The following is a 16,115-nucleotide window of genomic DNA, read 5'->3' as shown; positions in this document are numbered from 1 at the left end:
TTACTCTAGAACTGGACGAAAGAAACTACGCTCGTAACTCAAAATACATTTAGTATCTTCAGCATATTTAAATGCGCTAATACATTCTGAGTCTGAAAGCGATTTCGTTCGATATTCTTCATATGCAGCTAGGCTTGAAAACGAAAACAATGCTAAAGCCTTATTATTAGCGCCTTCAGATGGTAAAAAATATCCGTGATGATTGCCGCCAAACTTATTTACTAATGGGATCCAAAGCTTAGCGTAATGTTCAAATTCTTTAGTTTTATATGGATCGATTACATAATTTAGATAACAAGTGATCAAGTGTACTACTCCATGTGACTGAACGGATATCGCCTAAATAACAGGCTGATTAATGGTTGCTAAAATGTGAAACGAAGTAAAAAAAACCAATTGTTTTTTGTTCTTATTAATTAGCTTATAGCAGTTTATACCACGAGCCTCTAGGTTGACATTTTTAATAAAAACCACCCTAGCCCACCAAATAAAGTTAAAAAAAACACCAACATTATTATTAAAGTTTTAGATTCACCTAGAGATTGCATTAATCCCATTTCAGTAGGTAATAATTGCTCAAGTAGACTTGGAGATTTCATTTTACTTTTTGTACTCTCTATCCATGATACAAACTCCATATAGAACTAATACTGCTATAGCCCATTAAAAGTCCTGCTTGAATGACTTATACGATTTTTAAGCCATACTTTTCTACTATATTTTTAAGTGTTTCTTTTTCTTGTTCTATTTGTTTATAAATCCAAGTGTAATGATCACTTTTCCAGAATTTAGAAACTGAATTAACGCGGCTTTGGCTTAAAAGCTCTGTAATTGCTTCTAGCTCTAAATAACAAACGATTAGGTGCTGATATGTTGAATATTCATCTCTAGCACCTTCAGGGTAACCAACGGGGACATTTTTAAAAACAGTCTTTAACTCTTCTATTGCAGCATTAATTTTACTTTCATTGTTATCGAGATGCCAATGGATTTGCTCATGAATATACGTAGAGAGAAGAAGATCTTTTTGTTCTCTGCTTGTATGTCTAGTATGCAGTGTCAATATTGGGTGGCTATGAGGGATTGTCTTTCTTTTAATATGAACTTTATCCGTAAACTCCCACTTACTTGTATTATGTGCTTCCCTCAATGCGTTTAACAATTCAACTGTCTCCAGTTCATATTTTGCAGAATTTTCTGTTGATATCTCTATTGCTTGACAGGTTAAGCCAACTGAAAATAACAATATCCCTATAATTGATTTCATACTTATACTTCCTTAATCCAACGCCTCATTAAGAGGCAAAAAATAGTTGGTTAAAATAAGCGACGCAGGAGCAAAAACCAACTGTTATTTGCCCTGATTAATTTTCTTATTACTTTTAATTATCTACGGTTCCGAACTTTATTAATTGGGTATTTACCCAACCCCCATAAACCTAACAAAACTATTATATAAATAGTTACTTTAAATGCATCCATCCCCCCACCAAGAAATCCTGATAAAGCAATAAGGTACAATAGAAATACTGATAATGAGGTGTAAATCTTTAACCTATCAGGGTTTTGATTAATAGGACGTTCTTTAACGAAAATTACTATTAAGTAAAATAATGCTGCTAACAGTAACCCAATAACGCAAAAGATCAATATGCCGAACACAAGCCAACCACGACCGACTGAAGAAAATCCACCAACAGAGGTTGCATTCTCAAGAAGCATAAGACAGAAAGCTATTGGTGAAAACCATAATGGGGAAAGAGAAAAGAATAATGCCTTACTTGCTTTAGTCTTAAATAGAGATGATATATGCATACTAAAATCTGACCTCCTCAGCTGAGTACATAACGCTTTATTAGCAATGAACGAGAACAGCCAGCAATCTTACCATTCAAGTAACTGGTTATATTGGTGTTACTCAAAAATAGAACTATTAATATTACTTGATAAACTTATTGTTCTTTGAATTTTATTCTTGCTGTAATCCCAATTTTAAGACCAAACAATGCAAAAATTAAAGGAATAAATGAATTAATACCGTATATATGAATTATTTCACTTAAGTTTTGTGTATGAAAAGATGCATATACAAATATTCCTATAAAACACCCTAAATTTGTTTGGTTTTCAGATGGTTTAAAAAAGTAACCTAATATTAACATCATGCTAAAAGACATAAATAAAGTCCAATACAGATCAAAATTCATAAGCGTAGGAGTATTCATTTCACTTGTTAAAGTTAATAAAATTAGAGGAGTAGACAAAGCTATGATGAAAATAACCATCCCTGATATGAAGCTAACTTTGTTACTTAATTCTTGATTCATGACTTGTCCGAATGTTGTATTAATAATTTTATGAATATTAACTATACTTAATTTTCTTTTTAGGTTTCAAGGCTTGAAAGCCCCCAAAATGAATTGCTTTTACAATTCAAAGACCAACCTTTTTGGATTAGTGCTTTGCGAATATGTAAATTCATATACCCATGCCCGAACAATACTACTTTACCTTTTGCGTTAGCCAATTCAATTAATTCTTCTGCGGCGAGTTCCGAACGAATTTTTGCGGAGTGATATGATTCAAAGGTGCCTTTTAAACCCAGCATCCAAAGTGCTCGACAAAGATAAACCCAAGTCATAGCTTTAAGTTTGAATGGCAATTTGTATCTTGGGATATCCATCTCTTTAAATAAAGAAGAGATTTGATCAGGCTTTCTTCCGGTATATATTTCAGTTGAATGTATCGCACGATTAAAATGACTAGAAATTAGGTAACACGACTTTAACTCAGTATTTATTACCTCAGGTCTACTTTGTTTAGAAACATCTGAGAAGTTATAACGACGAATCCATTTTGTATATTCTAAAGCATTTAAGACGGGATTATTTGCCGAAGCTGGCTTTCCATGCCGAATTAGAATTATTTCCATAAGAAACCTAACGCCCATTTAACGGGCAATTAATACTTGGCTAAAATAGTGAACGGAGTGAACACAAAGCCAAGCTGTTATTTGTCCACTTTAATTGGCTTATAACTCTTTAACTAAACAGTATGTTGTATGACCTTTTGGATAATCAGGTAACTCACCAAATACTTTGTAACCTAGCTTTTCATAAAAAGGTTTTGCTTGGAAGCTAAGAGTTTCGGTGCGCATGTAGCCAAATCCTTTATCTTTAGCAAACTTTTCAGCTGCTTCCATTAAATTACTACCAAGCCCTAAACCTCTAGTTTCTTTAGATAACCAGAGCAACTCAATAGTACAGTAGTTCCAGAATGCATTTGCTCTTATACCTCCTAATACTTTTCCATTTTCGTCTTTAGCAATGACAGCAAATTTGGTGTCTTTTTCAAAGCCAACTTCATCAGGTAGGAAATCTTTATTAAAAGAGCCAATACCGACACTTAATGCTTTAAGATCTTCCTGCGTAGGTGAAGTTGTTACTACGAGATTCATATGTTTCGACATCCGAGAGAGTTATAACGCCGTTTTAAGCGGCTAAGTAATAGTTGACTAAAATGTGTAGAAAAGCGAAAACGAGCTAACTGTTGCGTGTCCGACTTGAAAACCCTTGTTATGTGCTTATTAGTTATTAAGGCTATTTTCTTTTAGCAGATCAGTATCTAGCGTTAATTTGTGCAGCACAGTCGGCTTACCAATTTTAAGGCACGCTCTCATTTTCTCTCTAGTACTTTTTGAATCGTCAGGCCAATGGTGGTCATTTTCATAAACATTCAAGTCAGGCCACTGCGCATACGCAATAAACTTCCCATTGTCAGATTTATGTAACCTAGATCCTAAACTACCAAAATTTTGATAGATTATGTCAGTAGTTTCAATCCAAGCCTTCCTGAATTGATTTTCCATCCCTTCAATGACATCAAACTCGAGTACAACAGCTAACATTTTAATTCCTTTAATTGAACTACAAAACTAGAACCGAGCACTAGCACCTAACAGCTTATTAGGTGACAAAAAGTCATGGTTAAACACTTCTTTTTACCATATTTCGTTTTTTATAAAATCACAATAACTTACAACAAACATTAAATCAATCAGTTACAAAAAACACCAAACTGATTGAGGTGTGAAATATAGGTTTAGGCCTTATTTCATGCAAACAGGTAGAAACGACATCAACTGTATAAATAGTTAGTAATATGATGAAGTCGTATTAGATTCGTTTAAACTACAAAATAAAACCTTTAACTTATAAAGTTATATAAAGTCCTGCCATCTTTATTACTTCAATAGTTTTTCTGACAATACTTTTGGAATAAGCGTTATTCCATAGAACTTTTTCATTTCAGGCATTATATATGTATTAACCGGACTTGCTGTGAACTAGCAATTTAATTTCGCAAGATTAGCCTTGAATCTAGCCCTGAATTTGAAACTGTAACTTATCAACATGACAAAATTAATAACAGCCGTATTACTCACAACCGCTTTATCTTTCAATGTTTTAGCAAATGAACAATGTGGTGAAGAAGATAAAAATATAATAGCAATGCAAGAAAGAAACCTGCATCACGGCGCATTGAAAACAAGTTCTTTTTTAGCCTATACCAGGATAACTGTTGGCTCTGCCGGCATGGTGTATGCCGTAGTTAATTCTGCGACAGGCATAGGTTTACTCAGTTTTGTGGTGTTTTTGGGAGGCGCTCTAGATATTTACATTAATAGTGAAAATGATGAAGTCATCGAAAAATTAACTGAAAAGCTTTGTACTTGATGACTTGCACAATCGATAAAACAACCTTTACCACTGTGATTGCTTTAATATAGGCATACATAGTTCCATGAGCCATTGTACCTTTGCTGAGTTTCTTCGGGTTGCTTTACAGATAAAAGCGACATCCGTTGGGGTGTTTTTTTTCTCCTGATCATTGGCAAGCGCATAGGTGAAGTGTTCACCCATTAACTGGCTCGATAGATATTGGTTATCTATGATGATGCCCGGCTGAATATCAGCATCAATTAATTGGTACATACCACTGTATTCATTGAAGTTATCGATAATAGTCTTTACAAACTCTCCTTGCCGATTGCCAATAAATTGGCCACTTAGTGATATGATTTTCTTTTGGTATAAGCTCTGCGGCCTGTCTTTAAGTACGTGCACGGCAATATCAACTTGCTCTTCTAGCATCATGCTTTCACTATGTATATGCCACTCTCGCAGTTCAATCACTGCCGAGGTTTGTTGCCTAATGGTTGTTATCAATGTTTTACCAATAGGGATAATAAGAGGTGCAGCCAAATGAATGGTGACTTTATCAATTGTTAAGGGATCGAAAGACTCCGGCTCAAGAGCACTGTGCATCATTGCTAATGCTTGTTTCACTTTTGGCGCAATACCACTTGCATAGCTTGTTGGTTCGAGCCCTGATGAGGTACGTACAAATAATGGGTCGCCAAGTTCTTCTCGTAATTTTGATAATACCTTGGAGACATAAGATTGTGAGCGATTAAGTTGTACAGCGGCTTTTTGAGTTGACCCTGCATGATAAAGCGTAATAAACACAAAAAGGGAATTGAGGTCGAGTTGCTTCATAAATGTTTCTTAAATTATTTATAAAAAAAGAAGTATGCAAATAGTCAGTGGTTAATGTTTTGTTATTGCCGATTTAAAGTCTCAATCCAGTGATAATACGGCAATATTAATCAGTACATTAGTTGTCAGTTTCCACTGAAGATAACAATTTGATAATTTCAGTTAAATATAATCACCAGATAACAAAATTACCAAATGAATAAAGTGCTTCTGATAATTGATAGCTAATAACCTGTCAATAACTACATAAAAAGACCTACCACAAGTTACGCGTTACCCTGTAACGAGCTGTATTTAAATGTATTTTTTATATTTAGCTATATAACTTGTTAATAGGTAAGCTTCTCTACAATAAAACGGGCTGTCCCGTAATTATAATATATTGATTAACAAATAATAAAAAACCCGCCGTTAATATATACGCTGGGCTTTATTGAATTTATTATTGATAAAGTTTTCTGCTGTTAATCTTCATTAACCAAGGTGATTTTATTTGAATACATTTGCAAAAAGTAATGGATACGGTTTGATCGTCTTTTTGATAACATCACTCTGATATTTCTGGCAAGTAACGCTTCGCTTCGCTTTATCTTAATTAATGGCACAAAAGGTTTGTTATCAATACTGATAGTAGTCATATGATTACAGATCGCTTTTATTCTTGCTTGTTCGATATCCAATGATCAAATCCTAAAAGAAGTTATTTGTGCATATGATAACGAGCAGAAAATATATAACTGCTATAAGTTGTACTAAAAATGTGTTCAATTGTTTTTAGTAACCAATTAAATCATAATTACAACAGTAGGTTAACAGCCTATTTACACCAAACTTTGCCGCCAATCATTTTAAATGCTGGAGTACCACGAATTAAACAGTCGCGAGCAAAAACTTTATTACATTGCGGGCATGTACATGGTGTTTCGGTATAATCTTGGCTAATACGTTCTTTAAAACATTTAACCAAAGCGCCCTTACCTGCCTTTCGATATTTAAAAAGTAAAAAATTACAGCCCTTGCAATAAATATCAACGGTTTTGCTTGGGCCTTTTTTATTGGGTTTTGCCAAAATAGCAGTCCTACTTTTTAGCGATGCCTAATGCGGCTAAATTATTGGCCATATCTTGCGCAGCGGACTTTGGCGTAATGTCGTCATCTATTTTAATAATTTTGCCTTCTATAGATATATAAAAAGTGACACGACTGGCAACTTTAAACATATTAAGTACTTGGTACGCCTTCGCTGCTGTTTTAGTCGGGTCACTTAACATTGGAAAGTCAGCGCCAGTTTTTTCTGCGAAATCTCGATTATCATCAAGTGGGTCAACACTGGCCATAACATAACTAACATCAAACTCTCGAATAAGGTGACCTTGCTCCGTTAACGATTTACATTCAATAGTACAGCCACGTGTATTGGCCATTGGATACCAGGCTAAAATGACGGCTTGCTTTCCTTGGTAGTCACTTAACTGATAAAAATCGCCTGTGGTTGCTTGTAAGTTAAAGTTTGGCGCCATATCGCCAACTTTTAAGTCAGTGGCAAAAGCTGAAATACTAACAAAGCTTACTAAGCTGCAAACTAGGCGAATAGATTTTTGAATGCTTTTATTAGTTATAAAGGTCATGTTCATGTAAGTACTCTTTAGTTAAAAGGATAAGATAAGAATTCATCACAGTGTATGGCTTTACTCAGCCGATTAAAAGTCATTAACTGACGTTCTTAAAACGATCTCGATAGTAAAAACCTTGTACAAAATCACATTTAAGCTGCGTAGCAAGTCGTAAATCTTCTGCTGTCTCAACCCCTTCTAATATCACTTCTTTATTAGTACTGTGTGCGTAATCAATAATAGATTTAACCAATAACATAAAATTTCTATTATTTTTATTTTTTATTACGAATTTATCTAGCTTTATATAATCAACCAATTGAATAACCGAAGTAGAAATCATTGATTGCGGGTTACAGACATCATCTATGGCAGTAGGAATATTGTTTTTAGCGAGGTTATCAATCATGGCCAAACTCATGATGGCATCATTGATCTCAGAGTTTTCAATTAATTCGACCACAACTGTAGATTTTTGAAATTCTTTAAACAACTTTAGAAAGGGATTGTTTTGATCAATGATTCCGCTTGAAAAATATGAGTCTTGATCTAAATTAACAAAAATATCATGGCCATTTATAGCATAGGATAATTGCAGTTTTTTCTGCTGATATTCAACTTGAAACAAGCTTAATGGGCTAGTGTGGAGCGATTCATAAACAAGGTCTGGCCTTATTGCCTTATTATCTGCGGTATAGAACCTCGCTAGGGATTCGTAGGCATATATTTCTTGGCTTCTACAACTCACTATTGGTTGGTATTCAACACCAAAGCGTTTATTTTCGATAAGATCGATTAAACACTCAGCGCTGAGTAGTTTTTTATCTTTCATTCATTACAGCTGTTAATTTCTTAGTCAGCCATTCCTACAACATATCTGGAATGATAACTGTAAATAAGAACCATTTACATGTAAAGGTATGTTTCGTTAATTGCGATTGATTGCCATTAATTTACGCGTTATCGCTGGAATATCGCTTATAGTTTCACCTTGATTGATAAAGCTAAGTTCATCGTCAATGTATTCTGGCACTGTTGGTTCTGTTATTTCAGTATTTTGTATTACCGCTTTAAGCTCTTCTTCAATAACAATGGCCTCTTTCATCAATTGCGGTGTTTTGCTTTTAATACCTGAGCCAATGATGAGTATTTCTATTTCACTCGACAAATTAGGATCCAGGGTTACCCCCGGCACAATGAGTACAGAGCGGTTGGTTACTTTTGTGCGGATATGATCGATTAACCCATTGTAAGTTGATAGTTTTGGCTCCGACTTACAGAATAACTGGAATATAATACCTTTTGCGGTATCAATATTAGCGATAGACACTAGTGGGTTATTTAATGCTTGGTCGAGCGCTTCAAAAGCTTGCTCCTCTGAATCAGCCTTACCTACACCTAATATAGACTCCCCTTCATATGACAATATGGTGGAAAAGTCATTTTTATCAACATTGACATAACCTGTTTCATTGAGCATCTGAACTAAGGCAATTAATAGATTTTTTAACACTTCATTACTTTGATTAAAGGCCGAAAATAAACCTACGCTTTCGCCTAAGCCGGCAAGTAATAAATCATTCGAGAGAGTGATATATGCATGTATCGGCTCTTTGATGTCTTCTATGCCCTGTAGTGCATAATCCTGTCGCATTTTCCCTTCTGACTCAAACGGTAAAGTCACAATGGCTAAACAGTTAATATTAAGCTCACGCGCTATTTTAGCTACTAACGGACTTGCCCCAGTGCCAGTTCCGCCACCAAAACCTGCGGTTATGATTACAATATCACTATCGGCTATTGCGCCACGTAACATGGCTTCACTTTCTTGTGCCGCTTGATAACCAATACCTGGATCAGAGCCAGCACCATAACCATTGGTTAGGTTTTCACCGATAAGAATTTTGTTATCTACGTTAATACTATTCAATGCGGCGAGATCTGTATTGATGGCAACAAGGTTAACTTGCTCTGATAAGTTATTTTCATGCAGCATGTTAACTGTATTACAACCACAACCGCCTATACCTACAACGGTAATTAATAATTCAAGGTTGCCGTTAAGAAGTTCTTTCATATTTTTCCCTAATCAATCGAGTAATCACAACTAAAAGTCACCTAATCTTTCGAAAGTTTTACACTCAACTACCGAAGGATTAGCCATCGATTTTTTGGCTAATGTTAGCGCTTATTTCTAATAATTATTACTGTGTTTTCTTTTTATTATAGTGATCAAATTCTTGATGATCCATACAAATGATAACTCTAGCCACATGCTTCATTTAATTAGTAACCACTTAATTGGAAAACTAAAAAAATAGATAATTGAAATTAATATCTGATCAATTTATTTGCCTGTCTATATTATAACTCTCATTTAAAAGAGCTTTGTAAATAGTAAACAGTCACACACAGGGTCATCCTGGGGTCGCTGGAGTTACCCTTCTGTATCTCATTAAGGGTTACCGGGGTTGTGATTGCACAATATTTAGGGTTGCCGGGGTCATGGTTGACTTGCTGTATAGGGGTGTTGGAGTTATCATGGTTTGTAGGCCTTTTTAGACATGTTAGGAATCAACAATGAAGTATGCCGTGGTATTTATACAAGATGAAAAAATCAGCGATTATCAAGTATCAGTTCCTGATCTCCCTGGTTGTGCTGTGACAGCAAAAAGCATTGATTTAGGTATGGAAGAAGTGACTAAAGCAATACAATCTCATCTCGCTATTTTGGCGGAATATGGTGAGAAAGTGCCTAATGCAAAAGGCTTAGACCAGCATAGAAAAAATTATATATTGGAAAATCCTCATACCTTTTCACAAGCATTTTGGGCAATAGTAAACATTGATATAACGCCCTACCTCGGTAAGAGTCATAAAATAAACGTTACCCTTCCTGAATTATTGATTGCTCAGATAGATGATAAAGTGAGTAAGTCATCAGATTACAAAACACGGTCAGGTTTTATCGCCAGTGCTTGTTTTGCAGAGTTAGAAAAGTAATTTTAAAAGTTTTGGTTTTGGTTTTGGTTTTGGTTTTGGTTTTGGTTTTGGTTTTGGTTTTGGTTTTGGTTTTGGTTTTGGTTTTGCAGAATATAGTAAATTTTAAATTTAGTGCAAGGTTTTTTAAGTAGAAATATAACTGCGAAGTTAAATATTAATTAACTCGGTTTAACCTAGGTTAGTGTGTAGATTAAAAAATTTAATTACATTTGATTCAGTTTGAAAAAATAAATTGTAGATATTGGTATTTGATTGTCTAAGGAAAGTGCTACATCTTTATTAAATTTTTAGCTAACCTCTTCAACAATTATTTATGAGGAAGATAGTTAAAGAAATTAGCGTATATAGGAAGTAAGAAAACTTAATCGATTAGCGTAGTTAAATTAATTTTTTCCGCAGCTAGACTAATTTTTTCATTGAAAGAAATTTCATTACCCTGTTCATCTCTATCGTTAAAGAAATCAAACTGAGCAATTTTGGGCATTGGTAAAAGTTGCTCTAACTCGGCTATGTTCTCAGCTAAGTTATTCATCGAATCACTCGATGCACAATTGGCAATCCAAGCAATGCAATTTACACCGTCGGACTTAATTGCTTCATAGGTTAATAACGCATGGTTTAGACAACCCAACTTCATATTTACAATTAAAATAACCGTTAAGTCTGAACTTTTAACAAAGTCTGATAAAAATTGGTAAGTCGGCTTTTGATTATCATTATTGTTGTTACATATAATAGTAGATTTGGGATCTAATAAGGCTGGACCCAAAGGTAATCGCCACCCGCCAGCACCTTCTACTAAAGTAAAGTCAGCGTTAAGTGATTTCACTTTGTGATAATGATCATTAAGTTCGCCAAGACTAATTTGTCGATTTAGTTTTTTTGCAGCTATGTGCGGTGCAATAGGCTCAGCAAAAGCGATCGGATTTATTTCACCAATACTTTGTCCACAATTAGAAAATTCGCTCAGTAACTTAGCATCTTCATTTATAAGCTGGCCATTTAACAATTCACAACCTGCAGAAATTGGCTTAAAGGCAGCCACTTTTGTCACAGGTGTGCTTGTTTCATTTATAGTTAGAGTGAAATTTTTAGTCTGTAGATTAGTTAACGCTTTAATTAATGCGCAACTGACAAACGTTTTACCTGCATCGGTATCAGTTGCAGTAATAAAAAATTGTTTCATATGTTTCTTAATGCAGAGTTATCTAGGAATTAATAAATGATGTTTGCTTTAAAGAGTTTGAAAGTAAATAATTTAAGCTCATGCTTTTCAGTATTAACTTACAGCTAATACAACGAATGTTAGTTGTATTAGCCATATTATTTTCATTTATGTGGGCTATATTAGTTATTTAACTTAACAACTAGACCCGAAAACAAACGATAAGTTGCAGGATAAATGCCACTTGGTTCAAGAAAGTCTTGGTAATGTTCGGTCATTTTAAACCACTTATCTTTACCTGACAGGCCTCTATTTTTTTTCTGTGCTAAATGATTTGCACCTAAGCCTTTTAACTCACGCGCTAAATGTATAACGTTTTGATATTCCAAAATGATATCTTGGCACTTTTGCTCGAGCAATTTACCATTTTCATTATTAAATAATTCATTTAATTCGGTAACAGTTTTAAAGTCGATAACATGTTGATCATCATCAACTTGCTTCCAAGATGATTTTAGTTCATGCAATGTACCATCAACTAAGGTGGTAAAAATAAGTAAACCACCCGGTTTTAATACTCTCAACATTTCAGTAATTGCTTCATCGAGCGGATCAAACCATTGAATAACTAAGTTAGAGTAAATGAAATCTATGCTGTTATCTTTAAGTGGAATTTTATGTGCATCGGCTTCAAGCCATATAATATTTTTATTACGATGTTCTCTAGCAAAACTTAGCATTTCACTGGAAATATCTAAGCCAATAACTTGGCTGTATGAGCCTGCTAATAAGTCAGTGAAAAAACCAGTACCCGAGCCTAAATCTAACACGGTCAGATCATTACGGTTAGGCAACCATGGCATTAAATGTTTACCTGAAAAACGTTGTAATCTTGCCGATACATCGTAAGATTTACTGGCAGAGCCAAAACTTTTAGCAATGTTTACTCTGTTGGTGTTCTCTTGTTCTGTTTGAACCATTAAGTTATAGCCTTATTGATGCATTCCGCTAAGCACCTGATATCTTTATCGTTGTGGCTCGCGCAAATTGTAACGCGTAACCTAGAACTGTTATTGGCCACGGTTGGTGGCCTTATTGCAGTTAACCAAATACCTTGCTTTTTAAGTTGTTCACTGACATTGAGTGCTTTTTTTTCATCACCAATTATTATCGCATGAATCGACGATTCTGTGGTAACTAACTCAACATTCTCTGCTAGTAACTTGGTAAATAAAACACTTAATTCACAGATTTTTTCACGGCGCCAATGTTCTTTTTTAATCAGTTCAATGCTTTTTTTTGTTGCCCAAGCAATGGCTGGAGATATCGCTGTAGAGTAAATATAATGACGTGAAAAATTAACTAAGTATTCGTATAACTCTTCACTACAGGTTAAAAATGCGCCACTGGTACCAATGGCTTTCCCCATTGTTGCCATCGTAATATCTATGTCAGCAAAATAATTACTGCCCTGACCTTCTTTACCAATAACACCAATGCTGTGGGCATCATCTAGGTAAAGCCAGGCCTGCTCGGATTTTGCTAATTGTGCCAGTTCTACGACTTTTGCTTGGCAACCATCCATACTAAACACACCTTCAGAGGCTACCAGTTTGTTTGAAAAACCAGTTGAGTATTTTCCTGAGCGGTTAAGTAATTCAGTTAAGTGTTCAATATTGTTATGTTGAAAGCGTTTAACAATTGCTTTGCTATGATAAGCGCCGTCAATCATCGAGGCATGACTGAGTTTATCTAGGTAAAAATGGCTTTGTTCACTTTTTCCTAGCGCTTGAAATAATGCTAAGTTTGCGGAAAAACCACTAGAAAATAATAGACATTTGGGTTTATTTAACCACTGACATATATCATCTTCTAACGCTTGATGAGCGTAGTGGTAACCAGTAACTAAACTTGAGCTACTGGCACATACACCAAACTTATCAGCCCCCTCTTGCAGTGCTTTATTTATCTCAAGATGATTATTTAATCCTAAATAATCATTGGAAGAAAAATTTACATAATTCTTACCATTTATAACGATTTCTTTGCCCTTGCTTGCGGCGCTATTACAGACCAGTTGGCGATATTGAGACTTAGCTTTTTGTGCATTGATATCGCGTCGAATAAAATCGAAATTCATAAATAAACAGCTGCCTGACAAATTAAAACCATTACATAACGAGCAGGTTCAGGTCGCTAACAACTTATCTGTTAGCGACCTGAACTTTTGCTCGTTCGGTTTCTAAAAAATTAAACCGATGCGTTGTAAAATAAATCACTGTTTTGTTGGTCAACAATCGCTGTTTTAATAATTTTATCTGCTGCTTCTGTATCGTCAACGACCGTTTCAGTATTTATACCCAATTTTTCGAACAAAGCAATATCTTGATTTGTTTCAGGGTTTTCGGCAGTCAATAATTTACAGCCATAGAATATTGAGTTAGCACCCGCAAGGAAACACATGGCTTGCATTTGCTCATTCATGGCCGTACGCCCAGCTGATAATCTTACGTGACTTTTTGGCATCATTATACGTGCTACCGCAATACAACGAACAAAATCAAAACTGTCTAAATCATCAATGTTGGCTAAAGGAGTCCCTTCAACTTTCACTAACATGTTAATTGGCACACTTTCTGGTTGTGGGCTTAAATTGGCAAGTTGTATTAAAAGTGATGCGCGATCAGTTGCTTTTTCACCTAAACCAACAATACCGCCACTACAAACTTTCATACCAGCACTACGAACATTGCCTAAAGTATCAAGTCTATCTTGAAAGGTACGTGTGGTAATTATCTGATTATAATGTTCAGGAGATGTATCAAGGTTATGATTATAATAATCTAAACCGGCATCATTTAGTCTATCGGCTTGCTCGCCAGATAACATACCTAAAGTCATGCATGTTTCCATACCAAGGGCTTTAACACTTTTAACCATGTCAAGCACATAAGGCATGTCGCGTTCTTTTGGATTACGCCATGCAGCGCCCATACAAAAACGGGTTGAACCCATTTCTTTAGCTTTTTGTGCTGCTTCTAAAACCTTTTCAACAGCTAATAAACTTTCTTTGTCTAAGTCTGTTTTATTACGTGCGCTTTGTGAGCAGTATTTACAATCTTCCGGACAAGCACCAGTTTTAATCGATAATAAAGTACTCACTTGTACTTCATTGGGATCAAAGTTTTCTCTGTGAATTGTTTGTGCTTTAAACATCAAGTCACTAAAAGGCATAGCAAATAATGCTTGTACTTCTTTTAAATTCCAATTGTGACGAAGGATAGAATTTAATGACTGTGCTTGTGGTGTGGATACTGCTTCGGACATGTTTAAAACTCAATTGCATCTAGTTAACTTAACGGGTAGTCTAGCCAGCCTAAGCATGATGTCAACGATTAAAAAGATTTTTAGTTAACAAATGAGCGATAAACATACAATTATGACCCTGTCTGAACAAAATTCACTCCTTCACTTTGATAAAGAGAACGTTTGGCACCCCTACACCTCAATGTCTGAGCCATTACCCAGTTACTTAGTTGAGAGCGCTCAAGGAGTCTATATTAATTTAGCCAGCGGTGAACAGCTCATTGATGGTATGTCATCATGGTGGTCGGTATTACATGGCTACAATCATCCTAAGCTAAATACAGCGTTGCAACAACAAGCGGGTAAAATGTCGCATGTGATGTTTGGCGGCTTAACACATGAAAGTGCAATTAATTTATGTGAGAAACTTATTCGATTAACGCCTGAAGGCTTAGACAAAGTTTTCTTGTCTGATTCAGGCTCAGTTAGTGTTGAAGTGGCTATGAAGATGGCATTGCAATACCAACATGCTAAAGCAGAAATAAACCAACAAACGTTAACTAAAACTAAGCTATTAACGGTGAAAAATGGCTATCACGGCGATACGTTCGCGGCGATGTCAGTGTGCGATCCGGTTACCGGTATGCACCAGATCTTCGAACAAGTATTAATGCAGCACTATTTTGCTCCAGCACCTTCCATTAAATTCGGCGAAGAATGGTCAAATGATGATGTTAGTGAGCTATCCGCGTTATTTGCAGCACATCATGAAGAGATAGCCGCGTTTATTATCGAGCCTATAGTGCAAGGTACTGGTGGGATGCGCTTTTATCACCCAGAGTATTTAAAAGTTTGTCGACAACTATGTGATAAACATGATGTATTATTAATAGTTGATGAAATTGCTACAGGTTTTGGTCGTACAGGTAAATTATTTGCTTGTGAATGGGCTGGTATTAATCCAGACATTATGTGTTTAGGTAAAACTCTCACGGGAGGTTATATCACCTTAGCAGCCACCTTATGTACTACACATATTGCGCAAACTATCAGTGAAGGAGCCGCTGGATGTTTTATGCATGGTCCTACCTTTATGGGTAATGCTCTAGCCTGTGCTGTAGCAAATGCGAGCATTGATTTATTGATTGAAAATGATTGGCAAGCACAAGTACAAGCAATAGAAACAATACTGACAACACAGCTTTCACCATTAGCTGCGCATCACCGCGTAGAAGATGTTCGTATCCTCGGCAGTATCGGCGCAATAGAATGTAGGCAAAGCGTTAACGTAGCTAATATACAAAAACGATTTGTTGAATTAGGTGTTTGGATCAGACCTTTTGGCAAGCTAATTTATATTATTCCGCCATTAATTATTAATGAAAAGCAACTAATGAGTTTAGCAAATGCTATTACCGTTGTTTTAGAAGAAGATAGCTGCTTTATCAATAACTAAGTCAGTGAAAAGAA

At 35.4% G+C, this 16,115-nt stretch carries 20 protein-coding genes; 3 read left to right on the top strand and 17 right to left on the bottom strand.

What is annotated here, in order from left to right; all coding sequences use genetic code 11:
* The 7 genes from GAB14E_RS12890 to GAB14E_RS12925 all read right to left on the bottom strand — a co-directional run bounded on the left by GAB14E_RS12890 (window position 1) and on the right by GAB14E_RS12925 (window position 3,907).
* Window positions 1-306, bottom strand: coding sequence for an NIPSNAP family protein (locus tag GAB14E_RS12890; protein ID WP_033082100.1), 306 nt, complete (start codon window positions 304-306; stop codon window positions 1-3).
* A 379-nt stretch (window positions 307-685) separates the two neighbouring features.
* A complete protein-coding gene (locus GAB14E_RS12900) occupies window positions 686-1,267 on the bottom strand; it encodes a polysaccharide deacetylase family protein (protein WP_033082098.1) in 582 nt (193 codons plus the stop codon).
* A gap of 119 nt (window positions 1,268-1,386) precedes the next feature.
* Window positions 1,387-1,815 (bottom strand): hypothetical protein, encoded by a 429-nt coding sequence (locus GAB14E_RS12905; protein ID WP_033082097.1) that lies wholly within the window; start codon window positions 1,813-1,815, stop codon window positions 1,387-1,389.
* Window positions 1,816-1,952: 137 nt separating this feature from the next.
* Window positions 1,953-2,327, bottom strand: a complete 375-nt coding sequence (locus GAB14E_RS12910; RefSeq protein ID WP_033082096.1) for a hypothetical protein — start codon at window positions 2,325-2,327, stop codon at window positions 1,953-1,955.
* A gap of 59 nt (window positions 2,328-2,386) precedes the next feature.
* The gene (locus GAB14E_RS12915; protein WP_052093643.1) at window positions 2,387-2,932 is read right to left on the bottom strand and encodes a hypothetical protein; all 546 of its coding nucleotides are present in this window, start codon (window positions 2,930-2,932) and stop codon (window positions 2,387-2,389) included.
* A 99-nt stretch (window positions 2,933-3,031) separates the two neighbouring features.
* Window positions 3,032-3,457 carry a GNAT family N-acetyltransferase gene (locus tag GAB14E_RS12920; RefSeq protein WP_033082094.1) on the bottom strand — a complete coding sequence of 142 codons (426 nt, stop codon included), beginning with the start codon at window positions 3,455-3,457 and terminating at the stop codon, window positions 3,032-3,034.
* Window positions 3,458-3,586: 129 nt separating this feature from the next.
* Entirely contained in the window at window positions 3,587-3,907 is a 321-nt protein-coding gene (locus tag GAB14E_RS12925; protein WP_033082093.1) for an antibiotic biosynthesis monooxygenase family protein, read from the bottom strand.
* Window positions 3,908-4,412: 505 nt separating this feature from the next.
* Between GAB14E_RS12925 and GAB14E_RS12930 the strand changes: the two genes are divergently transcribed.
* Complete coding sequence (locus GAB14E_RS12930) at window positions 4,413-4,736, top strand: hypothetical protein (RefSeq protein WP_033082092.1); 324 nt, start codon at window positions 4,413-4,415, stop codon at window positions 4,734-4,736.
* Between the two features lie 27 nt (window positions 4,737-4,763).
* On the opposite strand, the gene GAB14E_RS12935 is transcribed toward GAB14E_RS12930, so the two are convergent.
* The 6 genes from GAB14E_RS12935 to GAB14E_RS12960 all read right to left on the bottom strand — a co-directional run bounded on the left by GAB14E_RS12935 (window position 4,764) and on the right by GAB14E_RS12960 (window position 9,248).
* Complete coding sequence (locus GAB14E_RS12935) at window positions 4,764-5,558, bottom strand: LysR family transcriptional regulator (RefSeq protein WP_033082091.1); 795 nt, start codon at window positions 5,556-5,558, stop codon at window positions 4,764-4,766.
* Window positions 5,559-6,022: 464 nt separating this feature from the next.
* Window positions 6,023-6,238 (bottom strand): hypothetical protein, encoded by a 216-nt coding sequence (locus tag GAB14E_RS12940; RefSeq protein ID WP_033082090.1) that lies wholly within the window; start codon window positions 6,236-6,238, stop codon window positions 6,023-6,025.
* A gap of 137 nt (window positions 6,239-6,375) precedes the next feature.
* The gene (locus GAB14E_RS12945; protein ID WP_033082089.1) at window positions 6,376-6,627 is read right to left on the bottom strand and encodes a hypothetical protein; all 252 of its coding nucleotides are present in this window, start codon (window positions 6,625-6,627) and stop codon (window positions 6,376-6,378) included.
* Between the two features lie 10 nt (window positions 6,628-6,637).
* A complete protein-coding gene (locus tag GAB14E_RS12950; protein WP_231562023.1) occupies window positions 6,638-7,192 on the bottom strand; it encodes a peroxiredoxin family protein in 555 nt (184 codons plus the stop codon).
* A 76-nt stretch (window positions 7,193-7,268) separates the two neighbouring features.
* Window positions 7,269-8,003, bottom strand: a complete 735-nt coding sequence (locus tag GAB14E_RS12955; protein ID WP_033082088.1) for an EAL domain-containing protein — start codon at window positions 8,001-8,003, stop codon at window positions 7,269-7,271.
* A gap of 96 nt (window positions 8,004-8,099) precedes the next feature.
* The gene (locus tag GAB14E_RS12960) at window positions 8,100-9,248 is read right to left on the bottom strand and encodes a cell division protein FtsZ (protein WP_033082087.1); all 1,149 of its coding nucleotides are present in this window, start codon (window positions 9,246-9,248) and stop codon (window positions 8,100-8,102) included.
* A 503-nt stretch (window positions 9,249-9,751) separates the two neighbouring features.
* On the opposite strand from GAB14E_RS12960, the gene GAB14E_RS12965 reads away from it, so the two are divergent.
* Window positions 9,752-10,174, top strand: coding sequence for a type II toxin-antitoxin system HicB family antitoxin (locus GAB14E_RS12965; protein ID WP_033082086.1), 423 nt, complete (start codon window positions 9,752-9,754; stop codon window positions 10,172-10,174).
* Between the two features lie 361 nt (window positions 10,175-10,535).
* On the opposite strand, the gene bioD is transcribed toward GAB14E_RS12965, so the two are convergent.
* The 4 genes from bioD to bioB all read right to left on the bottom strand — a co-directional run bounded on the left by bioD (window position 10,536) and on the right by bioB (window position 14,666).
* The gene (bioD, locus tag GAB14E_RS12970; RefSeq protein WP_033082085.1) at window positions 10,536-11,360 is read right to left on the bottom strand and encodes a dethiobiotin synthase; all 825 of its coding nucleotides are present in this window, start codon (window positions 11,358-11,360) and stop codon (window positions 10,536-10,538) included.
* Between the two features lie 161 nt (window positions 11,361-11,521).
* Window positions 11,522-12,319: a malonyl-ACP O-methyltransferase BioC gene (gene bioC, locus GAB14E_RS12975; RefSeq protein ID WP_033082084.1), complete on the bottom strand. Its 798-nt coding sequence runs from the start codon at window positions 12,317-12,319 to the stop codon at window positions 11,522-11,524.
* Entirely contained in the window at window positions 12,319-13,479 is a 1,161-nt protein-coding gene (locus GAB14E_RS12980; protein WP_033082083.1) for an aminotransferase class I/II-fold pyridoxal phosphate-dependent enzyme, read from the bottom strand. The genes bioC and GAB14E_RS12980 overlap by 1 nt, the downstream gene beginning before the upstream one ends.
* A gap of 110 nt (window positions 13,480-13,589) precedes the next feature.
* On the bottom strand, window positions 13,590-14,666 hold the full coding sequence (gene bioB, locus GAB14E_RS12985) for a biotin synthase BioB (RefSeq protein ID WP_033082082.1): 1,077 nt from the start codon (window positions 14,664-14,666) through the stop codon (window positions 13,590-13,592).
* Window positions 14,667-14,757: 91 nt separating this feature from the next.
* Between bioB and bioA the strand changes: the two genes are divergently transcribed.
* A complete protein-coding gene (bioA, locus tag GAB14E_RS12990; protein ID WP_156115712.1) occupies window positions 14,758-16,101 on the top strand; it encodes an adenosylmethionine--8-amino-7-oxononanoate transaminase in 1,344 nt (447 codons plus the stop codon).
* Window positions 16,102-16,115 lie beyond the last annotated feature (14 nt).

Origin of the sequence: Colwellia psychrerythraea, from assembly GCF_000764185.1 — a bacterium.
Taxonomy (GTDB): domain Bacteria; phylum Pseudomonadota; class Gammaproteobacteria; order Enterobacterales; family Alteromonadaceae; genus Colwellia; species Colwellia psychrerythraea_B.
This window is presented reverse-complemented; position numbering and strand designations above follow the sequence as displayed.

Bases quoted from the DNA above. Each gene is read 5' to 3' on its own strand.
- bioB (WP_033082082.1), bottom strand. From the start codon at position 14,666: ATGTCCGAAGCAGTATCCACACCACAAGCACAGTCATTAAATTCTATC.
- GAB14E_RS12960 (WP_033082087.1), bottom strand. From the start codon at position 9,248: ATGAAAGAACTTCTTAACGGCAACCTTGAATTATTAATTACCGTTGTA.
- GAB14E_RS12965 (WP_033082086.1), top strand. From the start codon at position 9,752: ATGAAGTATGCCGTGGTATTTATACAAGATGAAAAAATCAGCGATTAT.
- bioA (WP_156115712.1), top strand. From the start codon at position 14,758: ATGAGCGATAAACATACAATTATGACCCTGTCTGAACAAAATTCACTC.
- GAB14E_RS12910 (WP_033082096.1), bottom strand. From the start codon at position 2,327: ATGAATCAAGAATTAAGTAACAAAGTTAGCTTCATATCAGGGATGGTT.
- GAB14E_RS12900 (WP_033082098.1), bottom strand. From the start codon at position 1,267: ATGAAATCAATTATAGGGATATTGTTATTTTCAGTTGGCTTAACCTGT.
- GAB14E_RS12955 (WP_033082088.1), bottom strand. From the start codon at position 8,003: ATGAAAGATAAAAAACTACTCAGCGCTGAGTGTTTAATCGATCTTATC.
- GAB14E_RS12930 (WP_033082092.1), top strand. From the start codon at position 4,413: ATGACAAAATTAATAACAGCCGTATTACTCACAACCGCTTTATCTTTC.
- GAB14E_RS12980 (WP_033082083.1), bottom strand. From the start codon at position 13,479: ATGAATTTCGATTTTATTCGACGCGATATCAATGCACAAAAAGCTAAG.
- GAB14E_RS12915 (WP_052093643.1), bottom strand. From the start codon at position 2,932: ATGGAAATAATTCTAATTCGGCATGGAAAGCCAGCTTCGGCAAATAAT.
- GAB14E_RS12935 (WP_033082091.1), bottom strand. From the start codon at position 5,558: ATGAAGCAACTCGACCTCAATTCCCTTTTTGTGTTTATTACGCTTTAT.
- GAB14E_RS12925 (WP_033082093.1), bottom strand. From the start codon at position 3,907: ATGTTAGCTGTTGTACTCGAGTTTGATGTCATTGAAGGGATGGAAAAT.
- GAB14E_RS12920 (WP_033082094.1), bottom strand. From the start codon at position 3,457: ATGAATCTCGTAGTAACAACTTCACCTACGCAGGAAGATCTTAAAGCA.
- GAB14E_RS12905 (WP_033082097.1), bottom strand. From the start codon at position 1,815: ATGCATATATCATCTCTATTTAAGACTAAAGCAAGTAAGGCATTATTC.
- bioC (WP_033082084.1), bottom strand. From the start codon at position 12,319: ATGGTTCAAACAGAACAAGAGAACACCAACAGAGTAAACATTGCTAAA.
- GAB14E_RS12950 (WP_231562023.1), bottom strand. From the start codon at position 7,192: ATGAACATGACCTTTATAACTAATAAAAGCATTCAAAAATCTATTCGC.
- bioD (WP_033082085.1), bottom strand. From the start codon at position 11,360: ATGAAACAATTTTTTATTACTGCAACTGATACCGATGCAGGTAAAACG.